The organism is Thioalkalivibrio sp. ALJT (genome assembly GCF_000381825.1).
Taxonomy (GTDB): domain Bacteria; phylum Pseudomonadota; class Gammaproteobacteria; order Ectothiorhodospirales; family Ectothiorhodospiraceae; genus Thioalkalivibrio.
On record NZ_KB907129.1, the window covers coordinates 112,496 to 126,036 of the forward strand.

General features: G+C 60.1%; 10 protein-coding genes, 1 tRNA gene and 1 pseudogene. 7 read left to right on the plus strand and 5 right to left on the minus strand.

Annotation, left to right across the window (positions count from 1 at the left end):
• From G332_RS0110515 to G332_RS13375, 5 genes are all read left to right on the plus strand, one after another.
• Positions 1-834 (plus strand): hypothetical protein (locus tag G332_RS0110515; RefSeq protein WP_026340786.1); only part of this gene is annotated, 834 nt, incomplete at its 5' end.
• A 189-nt stretch (positions 835-1,023) separates the two neighbouring features.
• Entirely contained in the window at positions 1,024-2,826 is a 1,803-nt protein-coding gene (dnaG, locus tag G332_RS0110520; RefSeq protein ID WP_019626957.1) for a DNA primase, read from the plus strand.
• 588 nt (positions 2,827-3,414) lie between these two features.
• The gene (rpoD, locus tag G332_RS0110525; RefSeq protein ID WP_019626958.1) at positions 3,415-5,325 is read left to right on the plus strand and encodes an RNA polymerase sigma factor RpoD; all 1,911 of its coding nucleotides are present in this window, start codon (positions 3,415-3,417) and stop codon (positions 5,323-5,325) included.
• 96 nt (positions 5,326-5,421) lie between these two features.
• Positions 5,422-5,498, plus strand: a tRNA-Ile gene (locus tag G332_RS0110530).
• A 174-nt stretch (positions 5,499-5,672) separates the two neighbouring features.
• On the plus strand, positions 5,673-7,310 hold the full coding sequence (locus G332_RS13375; RefSeq protein WP_038059723.1) for an anti-phage dCTP deaminase: 1,638 nt from the start codon (positions 5,673-5,675) through the stop codon (positions 7,308-7,310).
• Between the two features lie 232 nt (positions 7,311-7,542).
• Here G332_RS13375 and G332_RS0110535 read toward each other — a convergent pair whose 3' ends face one another.
• The 4 genes from G332_RS0110535 to G332_RS0110550 all read right to left on the minus strand — a co-directional run bounded on the left by G332_RS0110535 (position 7,543) and on the right by G332_RS0110550 (position 11,586).
• Positions 7,543-9,102, minus strand: a complete 1,560-nt coding sequence (locus G332_RS0110535; RefSeq protein WP_231362891.1) for a replication endonuclease — start codon at positions 9,100-9,102, stop codon at positions 7,543-7,545.
• Between the two features lie 56 nt (positions 9,103-9,158).
• Positions 9,159-9,353: an AlpA family transcriptional regulator gene (locus G332_RS0110540; protein WP_019626960.1), complete on the minus strand. Its 195-nt coding sequence runs from the start codon at positions 9,351-9,353 to the stop codon at positions 9,159-9,161.
• 170 nt (positions 9,354-9,523) lie between these two features.
• Positions 9,524-10,333, minus strand: a complete 810-nt coding sequence (locus G332_RS0110545) for a hypothetical protein (RefSeq protein WP_019626961.1) — start codon at positions 10,331-10,333, stop codon at positions 9,524-9,526.
• Positions 10,330-11,586 carry a site-specific integrase gene (locus G332_RS0110550; protein ID WP_051080551.1) on the minus strand — a complete coding sequence of 419 codons (1,257 nt, stop codon included), beginning with the start codon at positions 11,584-11,586 and terminating at the stop codon, positions 10,330-10,332. Before G332_RS0110550 ends, G332_RS0110545 begins: the two co-directional genes overlap by 4 nt.
• A 327-nt stretch (positions 11,587-11,913) precedes the next feature.
• On the opposite strand from G332_RS0110550, the gene G332_RS0110555 reads away from it, so the two are divergent.
• On the plus strand, positions 11,914-12,612 hold the full coding sequence (locus tag G332_RS0110555) for a DUF3800 domain-containing protein (protein ID WP_019626963.1): 699 nt from the start codon (positions 11,914-11,916) through the stop codon (positions 12,610-12,612).
• The gene (locus tag G332_RS0110560) at positions 12,612-13,082 is read left to right on the plus strand and encodes a hypothetical protein (protein ID WP_019626964.1); all 471 of its coding nucleotides are present in this window, start codon (positions 12,612-12,614) and stop codon (positions 13,080-13,082) included. The genes G332_RS0110555 and G332_RS0110560 overlap by 1 nt, the downstream gene beginning before the upstream one ends.
• Before the next feature lie 203 nt (positions 13,083-13,285).
• On the opposite strand, the pseudogene G332_RS13710 reads toward G332_RS0110560, so the two are convergent.
• A pseudogene (locus tag G332_RS13710) lies at positions 13,286-13,541 on the minus strand (IS4 family transposase); the annotation flags it as partial.

Here is a 13,541-nt window from a genome sequence, read left to right on the forward strand (position 1 = left end):
GATACCGGCAACGGGGATACCGGCAACGGGGATACCGGCAACGGCGATACCGGCAACGGCGACACCGACAACGGGGACACCGACAACGGGGACACCGACAACGGCAACGGCGACCCGACCGTTAACCTGGAACCCACCGACGGCGTCTGGCTCGGCGGATCCGGCAGCTCATCGGATGGAGATGACGCAGAATTTGCCATCGTCACGATTGGCGATCGCATGTTCGGCTTCACCGTGGATGGCCTGGAAGAAGGCACATTCAATGACTTTGGCTTCGGCGCAGTAGTCACATTCGATCCTGACAACGGCGACTTCGGCTTCGGTCCGAACCCTGCACTCGGGTTCAACTCCGAACTCGACACGGATGCCGGGATCTTCACCGAACGCGAAGACTTTGAGGTCTTTGGCACGCTTGGCGAACAGGACACGCTGACAGTAACCGCCGACTTCGGCGCGGACGGTAGCGAAACCTTCTCCGAGATGGAATACAGCGATTTTCTCGAGAAAGAGACCACGCTGTCCGACTTCGAAGGCGTTTATCGAACTCGGGACGGGGTCGTCCCCAACATTTCGCTGAATGTCGATGCCGACGGTTCATTCAACGGCCAGAGCTTCCCCATTTGCAATTACACGGGCTCTATCGAACAGCCTGCCTCCGGCGCGAATGCCTACAACATCGAGCTGACGCTCTCGGGAGGCGGATGCCTGGCCGAAGGCACGATCGAAGGGATCGCCAGTCTATCGGAACCGGACGATGACTTCGGTGCGGGGCTGTTCATCCTTGCACACAACGAGGAATTCGGCATGTTCGATTTCCTCCCCAGGTCACAATAATCCGCACCCCCTCAGACCTGAAGGCGCCCTTGTGGCGCCTTTTTTGTCACCAAGGCTCTCACAGTCCCACCGGCGCGATCACGAGCCGAGGCATTGTCCAACGGCCAGCCCTGCGTCCCACCCGCCCCCACTGGATGACTCCACGGGTATCATGACGTTTTGCGGAAAAGCGGGCGACGACACGGCACCATGGCAGGCCTCATCCCTCAGGCATTTATCGACGAGCTGCTCGAACGCAGCGACATCGTCGAGGTGATCCAGCGCCGCGTGAGCCTGAAGAAGGCCGGGCGCGAGTTCGCCGCCTGCTGCCCGTTCCACGGCGAAAAGACCCCTTCGTTCTACGTATCCCCGCAAAAGCAGTTCTACCACTGCTTCGGCTGCGGGGCACACGGTACGGCCATCACCTTCCTGATGGAGTACGAGAACCTGAATTTTCCCGAAGCGGTCGAGCAGCTAGCCGAGCAGGCCGGACTGGAGGTCCCGCGCGAGGCCGGGGGCGATGACAAGCGCGAGGCCCACGCGCCGCTGTACGAGGCCCTGAACGCGGCGGCCGACTACTACGTGCAGCAACTGCGCCAGACGCCGAAGGCGGTCGAGTACCTGAAGAACCGCGGCATCGACGGCACCACCGCCCGCGACTACCAGATCGGCTGGGCCCCGCCCTCGGGCCTGATCGAGGCCCTCAAGCCACGCTTCACCCCGCAACAAATGGTGGATGCCGGGCTGGCCGCGCGCCGCGACGACGGCGGCATCCGCGAGCGTTTCCGCGCGCGCATCATGTTCCCGATCCGCGACCGACGCGGGCGCATCACCGGCTTCGGCGGGCGCCTGATCGAGGACGGCGAGCCGAAGTACCTGAACAGCCCGGAGAGTGAGGTCTTCCACAAGGGACAGACCATCTACGGCCTGTTCGAGGCGCGCAAGGCCGGCACCCGGCTGGATGACCTCGTGGTGGTCGAGGGCTACATGGACGTGATCGGACTGGCGCGCGCCGGCTTTCGGCGCGCAGTGGCCTGCATGGGCACCGCCCTGACCCGCGCCCACCTGGACAGCCTGTTCCGTCAGGTCTCGCGCATCACCCTGTGCTTCGACGGCGACGCCGCGGGTCGCCGCGCCGCCTGGCGTTCGCTGGCCGAGACGCTGCCCGCCATCCAGGGCCTGCGCGAGGCACGCGTACTGTTCCTTCCCGAGGGCGACGACCCCGACAGCCTGGTCCTGCGCGACGGCCTCGCCGGCTGGGAGAAACGTCTGGCCGGCACCCTGCCCCTGTCCGAGACGCTCGTCCGGCTGCTGCGCGAAGAACACCCGACCGACACCGCCGAGGGTCGTACCCGCTTCGCGCACGCCGCCATGAAACTGGTCGCCACCGCCCGCGACCCGCTGTTCCGCGACCAGCTGGTCGAACGTATCGCCGACGAGACCCACCTGAGCCGCGAGCGCCTGGAACAGGCCCTGACCGAACCGGCACCCGCCGCACGCGATGACCGTGCCGATCCCCCCGGCCCCTCATCCGCGCGACCACGCGACGCCAGCGATGGCGAGAACCCTCCGGCCCTGTGGGGGGCACTGCTCGCGCGCGTACTGCAACACCCCGACCTGGACTGGTCGCAACCCGAGATCCGCCAGCTGACCGAACTCCCCGGCGTGGCAGCCGCCACACTGCGCGAATTGCTGGAGATCCTGCGCGAACACCCCGGGCGCCATACCGCCGGGCTGCTGGAACGGTTTCGCGACCAGCGCCACTTCCAGCGCCTAATGGCGCTGGCCCACCAGGAACTGGATGATCGCGAGGAGGCCGTGACCCGTCAGACCGCCATCGACTGCGCCCGCCAGCTACTGCGCCAGCACTATCGGACGCGGATTCGTGAACTCACCCGCCCCGGTGCCGAACTGGGCACGGAACAACGCGCCGAACTGAGCCGTCTAAGTCGGCAGCTGCAAAGCTGCGACCGGCCCTCCTACGAGAACCCCGACCAGGGAGACGCTAATTGAATCGCACGTCCGCGTGGGTGCCCCCCAGTTTCTGGAGACAAGCGTTCCGAGACAAGGCGCGGCGTGCAGCGGGTAGTGGTTCTGCCCGCCCGTTTTCGATGGATTCGGGGCGCAACGCAGGATCGGACCATATTCATTCGGAATCGGGGGGGCACCAACCCCACAAGCCATTGAAAGCGGGGCTCGGCCGCCCGTTGTTAATCAAAAACGGGCGCGGGAACGGCGTTGCGGCTCACCTGTAGCAGAGTGACTGCGCGGCCGTCACCGCGCATTGAACGCACGCAAAAGCGACTCGAGCGCGGACGTGCGATTCAATCAGCGTCACCATAGGAGCCTGTCGGATTTGAGACTGATCCGCTGTGCTTGCGCACACAGGGCCATCAGTCCACCGGCGGTAACGCCCGGGCCTCGGCCCTTGAAGTACCTTCTCGGGGCCGCACTGTAGGAGACAGACCCGGCGACATGGTCATGGCGCCGCACCATTGCCGTTGACCGGAAAATCTGTCAGACAACCAGCAATATAAGAATCTTCTGCTACAATGTAGGATTGTTTTTCGGCCGACTCGACTTCCCTCGGAGAACCACCGCATGAATCGTGAAGAGCAGCAATCCCAGCTCAAGGAACTGATTGCCAAAGGCAAGGAGCAGGGATACCTCACGTACACCGAGGTGAACGACCACCTGCCCGACTCGATCATCGACTCCGATCAGGTCGAGGACATCATCGCGATGATCAACGACATGGGCATCGCGGTCCACGAGCAGGCCCCGGACGCCGACAGCCTGCTGCTGTCCGACGGCTCCGTCTCCGCCGACGAGGATGCCGAAGATGCCGTGGCAGCGCTCGCCTCGGCCGACTCCGATTTTGGCCGCACCACCGACCCCGTGCGCATGTACATGCGCGAGATGGGCACGGTCGAGCTGCTGACCCGCGAAGGCGAGATCCGCATCGCCAAGCGCATCGAAGAAGGCCTGATGCAGGTCCTGTTCGCGCTGGCACACCACCCGGGTGCCATTGAACGCCTGATCCGGGAATACGACCAGATTGTCGAGAACAACGGCCGCCTGACCGACCTGGTGGTCTCATTCATCGACCCGAACGACCACGCCAATGGCGAGGCCGTCGCCCGCGGCCTGGTAACGCCGGAGCAGGCGCAAAAGGCCCTTGACGAGCAGAAGGCCGCCGCCGCAGCCGCCGCCGAACAGCAGGCCAGCGCCGAGCTGGATGCCATCGTCGACGAGGTCGAAGACGCCGAGGAAGACGAAGAGGCCGCCGAACCGGTCGACACCGGCCCGGACCCGGAAGAGGCCCGCGAACGCTTCGACAAGCTGCGCAAGCTGCACGCCAAGGCCCACAAGGCCTTCGAGAAGGGCAACCGCGAGGCCTACGCCGTCGCGCGCGAGGCCACCGCCAAATACTTCATGGAATTCAAGCTGGTGCCGCGCATGGTGGACCAGCTGACCACCCAGCTGCATGGCAGCATCGACCACATCCGTCGCCACGAACGCCGCATCATGGATATGGCCGTGGAACAGGCGCAGATGCCGCGCAAGGCGTTCATCGACAGCTTCCCGAAGAACGAGACCAACCTCGACTGGATCACGGAGGCCTGCAAGGCCAAGGGCAAGTACACCACCGCCCTGGCCCAGCACAAGGACGAGATCGTACGCCTGCAGAAAAAGCTGGCCGAGATTGAACACGACGCCAGCCTGAGCATCTCCGAGATCAAGGACATCAACCGCCGCATGTCCATCGGCGAGGCCAAGGCCCGCCGCGCCAAGAAGGAAATGGTCGAGGCCAACCTGCGCCTGGTCATCTCCATCGCCAAGAAGTACACCAACCGCGGCCTGCAGTTCCTTGACCTGATCCAGGAAGGCAACATCGGCCTGATGAAGGCCGTGGACAAGTTCGAATACCGCCGCGGCTACAAGTTCTCGACCTACGCCACCTGGTGGATTCGCCAGGCCATCACCCGCTCCATCGCGGACCAGGCCCGGACCATCCGCATCCCCGTGCACATGATCGAGACCATCAACAAGCTCAACCGCGTCTCCCGCCAGATGCTGCAGGAGATGGGCCGCGAAGCCACACCGGAAGAGCTGGCCGAACGCATGGAGATGCCCGAGGACAAGATCCGCAAGGTAATGAAGATCTCCAAGGAGCCGATCTCCATGGAAACCCCGATCGGCGACGACGAAGACTCCCACCTGGGCGACTTCATCGAGGACGAAAAGGTCGCATCGCCGTCCGACTCGGCCGCGCAGGAAAGCCTCACCGAGGCCACCCGCGAGATCCTGTCCACCCTGACCCCGCGCGAGGCCAAGGTCCTGCGCATGCGCTTCGGCATCGACATGAACACCGACCACACCCTCGAAGAGGTCGGCAAGCAGTTCGACGTCACCCGCGAGCGCATCCGCCAGATCGAGGCCAAGGCCCTGCGCAAGCTGCGCCACCCGACCCGCGCCGAACTGCTGCGCACCTATACCGACGCCGAGTAACACCCGGCCGGCCTCCAAGCGCCAACCACCCTGCGGCGCCATCCTCCCCTTTCCGGGTAGAATGGCGCCGCAATCGTTTGCACCCACCCCGAATACGGGCCTGTAGCTCAGTTGGTTAGAGCAGGGGACTCATAATCCCTTGGTCGTCGGTTCGAGTCCGACCGGGCCCACCATTTTTCAATCAGTTACAAACCGAAAAATGTTTCCCGCTTCGCATGTAGGCACCATGTAGGCAAAGTGCCCAGGACTCCGGATCACGTTCACCTAGCCCCAAACCAACCCCTGCAAGACCCGCCACGTAGTGCCATACTCCGTATTACCCAATCGCCTTCTGGACTTACTTCTACATGAGCCTCGACGCGAGCCAGCTGCTGCCCTCTGATCCGCTCGAATCCTTCAAGGGACCAGAGCTCTTCATCGGTTTGGTTGGTCCCATTGGGACCAACCGAGATGAAATCTATACCGCACTCAATGACTCGCTTCACTCCTACGGATACGAGACCAAGAGAGTACGCCTCAGCTCCACCCTCCATGAAGTCGATGGGCTTGAATGGTTGCCCGAAATCCATGGCGACGAATTCACGAGGATCGAGCGCCATATGCGCGCTGGAACCAAGGTTAGGGAGATAACCGGACGAGCAGATGCGCTCGCATATTTTGCCGTGGCTGAAATTCGCCGTCTGAGAGCCCAGTCGAATGAAGCCGAACCCAATGGTCTTGATTGGCAAAGCGAACCCGAACTACTAGAGAACACCGTTCAGCGCAGCACTGCGTACGTTTTGGACTCATTAAAACACCCCAAAGAGATTGAGACGCTCCGAGCCATTTACGGCCGAGCATTCATCACCATATCGATCCACACAACCCGTAGCAGAAGAGTCACCAGCCTCACTGACCATCTGAAAACCACCAAGCCTAATGCAGATCACGACGGCCAACTCGAACAGCAAGCCACTATGCTTGTTCAGATTGACGAAAAAGAGGAAGGGACCGAGCTTGGACAGAAAGTTCGATCAGCTTTCCCAAAGGCAGATTTCTTCCTGAATGAAAAAGACACGGCGACCATTAGGAAGGATGTCAAACGTTTCCTCGAGCTTCTCTTTAACCACCCTTTCCGAACGCCCACCATCGATGAATATGGGATGTTCTTTGCAGAAGCATCGTCTTGGCGATCAGCTGACCTAAGTCGCCAAGTAGGGGCTGCAATATTAAGCGATAAAGGCGAAATTATTAGCGTAGGCTTTAACGAAGTACCAAAGGCATTCGGAGGCTACAACTGGGAAGGCGACCAACCCGACCACCGGGACTTTCAAAACGGAAAAGACCCAGGAACTAAACATAAGAATCAGATGGTTGCTGAGATTATTCACCGCATGGCTGATAGCGACTTAATTACCAGCGATAACAAAAAACAAGAAGCTCGTGAAATTGCTTCAAAAATAACCCAAGGGAAGGAAACTGATCTGCTTAAAGACATAAAAGCCGCAAACGTGATCGAGTTCGGACGCTCGGTTCACGCCGAGATGGCGGCCATATGTGATGCCGCTTCTCGCGGTGTTTCCATAAAAGGCGCCCAGCTTTTTGTAAACACATTCCCATGCCACATCTGTGCGCGGCATATATTAGCATCTGGAATTTCTAGGGTTGTTTATATCGAGCCTTATCCAAAGAGCTTGACGACTGACCTGTATCGCAACCAAATCACAGAAGACAGCAGCGAGGCTTGCTCGAAAGTTCCTTTCGAGGCTTTCCGCGGTGTATCCCCGCGACAATACCAGTTTTTTTTCAAGTTGCAATCTGAAAGAAAAGATAGCGCAGGACAAGCGGTAAATTGGAGCGAGAAGACTGCGGAACCGAGGATGCAAAGATATGTTCTTTCATATATCGCCTTGGAGCAGGCTGCTACGGGTGAGATAATCGAAAGATTAATATCCAAACTTTCACATGAAAAAGATCAACTAGAAGCACTTAAACCAAAACACTAGGAGAGAGTGAAATGACTAAAAGCAAAGGATACTCACGAGAAGTGCAGTCTGCTAAAAAGTCTCTCGATAATTGGCCAACATGGATGCAAAGATCCCGCGATGCAAGGCACTCGACTTCGAAAACTGGGCAAACTCAGCGCCCAAATAAGCCGGAATCCTAAAAGGCTTGGCAAGACTCAAGCTTTAGATGAGCATCCGTACACTTATTGACAGAACTCCAAGGCGGGACGCCCTACGGGCGCCCCGCTGTGCTCCGAAGCTCCCAGGTGTGGGTTCGCGTTTCGACGCAGACCTCCGAGCCCGGCGCTTCGACGCCCAGCACCTGATTACCCTTCTCTTCTCCATACGCGCCGAGCTCGTCACTCCAGACTTTCATTAAGGTCAGTGGGCAACGGCGCAGTTCCTCTACGAAGCGGTCCCATTGGCCTGCGTCGGCTGCGAGCGCGGCGGATCGGATGGGATCTTCAGCATCCCCTCGAAGGCGACGTAACTCTCGCCAGATGCCTACGGCCGGGGTACCGTAGAACGCGAACTGGCGAATTCGCCAAGCCGAAGCCCACGCCTGGACGCGCGGCGCCGGGGTGTCTGACACTTGTCCGATAGATGGGTCTTCCAGGCCATAGCCGTCGATGTTCTTGCTGACGTATTTGGCGACGTAGCCAGTGGCAGTGCCCCGGCTGTAGTCGATGTATTCGACGGTAAAACGATGGCGGCTGGCCCCGGGTTCGTTGGATGAGTCCTTCAGTGCCCAACTCTGCATGATCTTCACTACGCGAGCCTCTTGATCGGGAGGCGTGAACAACAGGTAGTGATCGTGCGGAGTGCCGTCGTGCTGAGGTTCACGAACCCGGATGCCGTAGAAAGGCACGCTGGCGTCCTTGAACCAGCGGCGGACGTTCGCCCATACCTTGTTCAGATAATCGGCCCCGTCCTTTGGGGTGGAACCGTCGAACCGAGGATTCGCCTCCCCCGTTTTGGCCGATGTCGCATGAAAGCGAGATGGGCACGTCATGGTGACGAACAACGCTCGATAGCCTTGGGCACGCGCGTCGATCTCCGTACCGGCGATTCTCGCCATGAGTTCATTGCGCCTGAGGCGGGGGTTCGAGACCGATCGCTCTGCCAGTTCGTCCAGGCGAAAGGTATCGCCCAACTCGTTGACGGCTTCCATCGTGGAAAGGGTGGCCTGATTACGCAGGTTCCGCTGGCGCACGAGTGCATGCCCTACGTCGGTCACATAGAGCTGCTTTCGAAGGGAGACCAAAGCGAGTTCGCGACCGACAGTCTCCACGGCGACAAGGTGTAGCTGCCGAACCTGACGGCGCCACCACCGTTCGCACCGGTAGCGTCGAAGTTCTCCGTCGTCTGTCTTCGCACTGGCACGAGGCACCCCGGCGTGTTCAGCGATCGCACGCGCACCGTCGAGCGTGAGCTTTTCGCATTTCCTGGCCAGCTCGCCCGCTTTATGCCGTAGGGCTTCATCACTGGCGGTCAGAGCGACCGGCGCCCGCTTCGCTCGTTGGCGGAGTCCGAGCAGCCACAGATTGGCGGCTCTTCGACCGTCTCTTTCCAACCGTTCGCGATATCGGTTCTCACAGATCGCACGCCACCGAATGGGCAACACCCGTAGGCAAAGCTCGATATGCGACAGGTCGTCCCGAGGGTAGTCCCACCCCTTCGGCGCCCAGATCGGGCAACGGTGGAAAGTCGTCTTGCCATCCGGCCAACGCCGGGGGCGAACATCAAAACGCCAGTCATTCTGGAAACCGTCGATATGAAAACCAGTCTCCAAGAGGGTGTGACCCCGCCTCTCCTGGCCTGTCGTACTCATGCGCCCAGCCACAGGACTTACCCTTCGGCCGTGGAGTGGCGAACCTGACGATCGAGATAGTCGTTCAGGTCGTTCAAGCGATAGCGGACTGCACGGCTACCGACACGAATAAACGGGATACGAGCACCCGCCCAGCGGTCACGTTCGAGGAAGGCTTTGCTTACGCCCAAGAGGTGGGCGGCTTGCGTGGTGTTCAGAAGTTGGTCGGGCATGATCGCGCTCCGTCGTGGATTGACGCGATCATTCAAACGCCGGGATACAGCCACCGGAATTCCCAATGGCCGCCAGACGTACTACATCTAACCGCTAGGTGTATGCGTGATGGATACGTCAGCGCGGGCGGGCGGGGCGGACAAGCCGCTCTCCCGCCCGCGCCCCGCTGCTACTGCGACTCAGCCTGAAGATACTTACGGAGAGCATTCGTCAGATTGCGAATCGCGGGCTCCAAATCTCGATTGTTGGTGATGGTGCGTTGCTCTTGTTCGTTCAGGCCTTCAAAGAACCGCTTTGCCGCCTCCCGCCGGGATGGGAAGTCGCCCTCGAGGTAGAACCGGGAAAACCGGTCGTAAAGTGTTCGTCGTGGGCTGTGCCGAACGTTCGCTCCCTCCTTGCCTGCACTCCCCTGGGTACGCTTGATCGAGTCGAGGCCATAGCAATGGCGTTCCGCTGCCTCTACCAATTGCTGGCCTTCAATCGCCAACTCCGCCATGCGCTCGAACTCCCGCAATGGCGTGGGCCACCAGCGCTTCGCTAGATCGTGGGCCAACGCATTCGCCTGCGCCGACACTCCGAGCGCATGAACAGCGATCGCGTGAAGCAGCGTCGTTTCGGGACGCATGGGTAAGACGAAGCGCTCGTACTCATCGGCAGGGACGATGAAATCCAACCCCAGGTAGGCGAACTCTTCTATATGCTCCGGTGGATTCCAGGGCTGTTGGGAGCCGTCATGGTCAAGCTCTTCAATCCGCCGCTCTTCCCGCCGCATTTCGTCTAACCCCTCGGCTAGCTGAAGAATCTCTTCTGGCTCCCAATGCACTTCCAAGGACTCGCCGTCGTCATCGGCAATGCTGCGGGTCAGATACCGTTCCGCGTTGTATGCAATGCGGCGGATGGGATAGTGCAGGACCGGCGGGCGGTTTCGATCCGGGTGAAAGTCCCGGATGGCTTCGACAAAGCTCAACGGTTCCTTCATGCCAGCGCCTCACGACCGAAAGGAATCACCGCCCCGCGGTCACGTACGCCGGCCGCCGACAGCAGTTCATCCGTCACCCGCTGCATGGGCCCCCGTAGCCGCTCGAAATTGGTGACGATGTAGCCCGCCGTTACATCCCCCGCCGCCTTGTGGTTCACAAGCTGCTTGAGCGCGTAGTACGGAATATCGAGGCTTTCAGCGACCGTGATGAAGGTTCGGCGCAGGTCATGGAGCGTGAACGGGACGCCTGAAAGCTCGGTCACCCGGCGCATGTGCCGACGCGGTTCCACCAGCGGGCCGTAGCCGCCCTTGCCCGGAAAGACGTACGGTCCATCGGCGTGCGCTTGGCGCTGGGTCAGCAACTCCTGCAGAAAGTCCGAGAGCGGCAGGGTCAGCGGTTCCCGGTTTTTTGTGTCCGGAATGCAGAGCGTGCGATCCAGAAAATCCACGTCTTCCCATTTCAGGTGCATCCCCTCCGATCGACGCATCCCGGTGAACAGCAACAACAGCAGCAGATCCCCGATACTCCGGGCATCCGAATCCCCTTCGGATTGACGAACCGTTTCCACGGCATCGAACCAGGCCGGGAGCTGACGCCGGTGAATAAAGGTGCGGCGACGCTCGATCGGATACCAGGCACGGGTATGGGACAGCCGGTCCACCGGGTTTTCGGGAAAGAGGCTCTCACCATTGGGGCCTTCGTACTGACCCCGTGCGAAGTTGAACACCGCCCGCAGCACGCGCATCGCATTGTTGGCCCGTGCAGGACTGCGCTCTCCGATCTGACGGTGGCGTTCGGCTATAGCGTCTTTGCGGATCGAGCCTAATGGCCGGTCGGCCCAATCGGGAAAGGATTCACGCAGGTGACGCCGGTAGTCGTGGATCGTGCTCGGCTTGAGCCCCTTTCGAACGGAAAGATAATCCTCCAGGGCTTCGCGAACGGTGACCTGTCGGGCCTTGGCCGCTTTCGCTTCCGCTACAGGGTCGATCCCGCTGGCGACTTGCCCCAGGTATTGCTGCGCGGCCCGGCGCGCCTGTTCCACGGTGAGCGGTCCATAACGCCCCAGGGTCTTGCGGCGATTGCGGCCATTGACCCGGACCTCCACAACGAAACTCTTCGCCCCGCTCGGGGTGACGCGAAGCCCGAACCCGGTCAACACCTCATCCCGAATGAAACGCTGCCCCTTGGCGGGTGGCTCCACCCGATCGACTACCGACTTTGTCAAGCGCACGACGTCCCCCACTAGTCCCATGGTCGCGGATTGTAGGCGCCATGTAGGCAGTTTCGGTCAAAAACTGTCCAACAGCGTCAATGACCATAGGACTCGATGGAGGCGTAAAAGTCAAACATATCAGTATCTTTCAGGCACCCTCAAACTCATGTAGGCAGCTTCAAACAGGCCAGTTAGCCGCTCATAATCCCTTGGTCGTCGGTTCGAGTCCGACCGGGCCCACCATCTGCCACCGAATCATCCCAAAGGTATAATTTCGTTACCGTAGGAAACGCTAGAACGCTAGAACGCTAGAACGCTAGAACGCTAGAACGCTAGAACGCTAGCAACTTGGGACAAGGATAGAAGATGAAGTTCGAGGTGTATTGCGACGAAGCCAATCCGGATGTGCTGACATCCTCGAAGCCGCGTGCGCGACACCTCATGATCGGCAGCCTCTGGCTACCCGAGGAATTGCGCAACGAAATCAAATCACGCGTCGGCGCGCTGCGAGAACGTCACCAAGCCTGGGGCGAGATTAAATGGAGCAAGGTATCGCCCAACCGCCGCGACTTTTACCTCGAACTGATCGACCTATTCTTCGCCCATGGCGACAATCTGCGTTTCCGCTGTATCGCCGTTGACCGAACCCAGCTCAATCTTGCTCTGCACGACAACGATGGAGAGCTGGGATTCTACAAGTTCTATTACCAGCTTTTGCATCACTGGATTCTGGATTTCAACACCTACCGGATCTTCTGCGACATCAAGAGCAACCGAGACCCTCGACGTCTACCTGCGCTCGCCAGGTGTCTTACACGTGCGAATCTCACATCGAAGATCGACGACATCCAGTCGTTACCGTCGCAAGAGGTCGTATTGACCCAGTTGTGCGATTTGTTGCTGGGCGCGGCCAGCAGCCGCATCAACGACACCCTGCGTGACGGCACCGCTAAAGCCTCCGTGGTCCAACGACTCGAATCAGCGCTGGGCCGAACGCTGGCCCCTACCCACAAGGGCGAAGAGAAGTTCAACATCTTCAAGATTCGCCTCCAGGGGGGGTGGTAATGGCCTTACCGCCTCTCGTTCACTACGCCACAGTCGCTGAATACCGTTCGCATTACGAGCGGGTCTACTGCCGGGGCAACATCCAGACTTTTGACGGCATCCGGGTCTACTTCGGAGCCGGCAAGTTCGGCCACATGTTCTACGAAAGTACGGCGCGGGATGGCCGCAAGGATGTTTTTTCCCCGGTGCGCGCACAGCGCATCGATTGGATCAAAGCGACACTGGAGCACCCAACGGCCGCGCTATTCGAAGGATGGGACAGGGCTTCCCGCCAGTACGACGCAACGCGCCGCGTGGCCGTCGTCTACGAAGATTTCGTCGTTGTGGTAGCCATGGGGCTGAAGCGGGATGGTTCGCTTAAAGCCAACTTCCTGACCTGTTACCAGGCCGACAACAGCATCGGAAAGATCAGAAATTCGCCGACATGGTCTCGGGCTGCATGCCTCCGCTTGCTGGGAGGTGGCCCGTGATGGCTGCCCAGAAAAGAGAAAGGCCGCTGATTCGCTACGCGGGTTCAGCGGCCGAGACCTCGATAGGTTCAAAGCCGATAGGCAGTGAACTCGATCTAGTAGTCTATCTGAGGCGCTATTTTTGTCAAGCCGCCTTGTACCAAATCGGGGAACCCGCCTGGAATAACGCTGCACCCCTCGGGGCAGCCCCACTGCTGTCCCACTTACGCGGCCCTCAGCCGCAGGGGCATTTGGGGTTCGGGTGGATCCTGTTTTCGACCTCGGAGGAGATCGGCCAAGGGTCTGCGCTGGAACAGATTCAATTGCACCAGCCGCAGGACGGCCTGGATGCCCATCGCAGAACGGGAGACAAACTTCTGGAAGGCCACCAGCAGGTAGACACACAGCGCCACGAAGATCTGCGAGGCGACGGCATTCATGCTGTGACCGAGGAAGCTGCGGATCTTCAGGTTCTGCTTG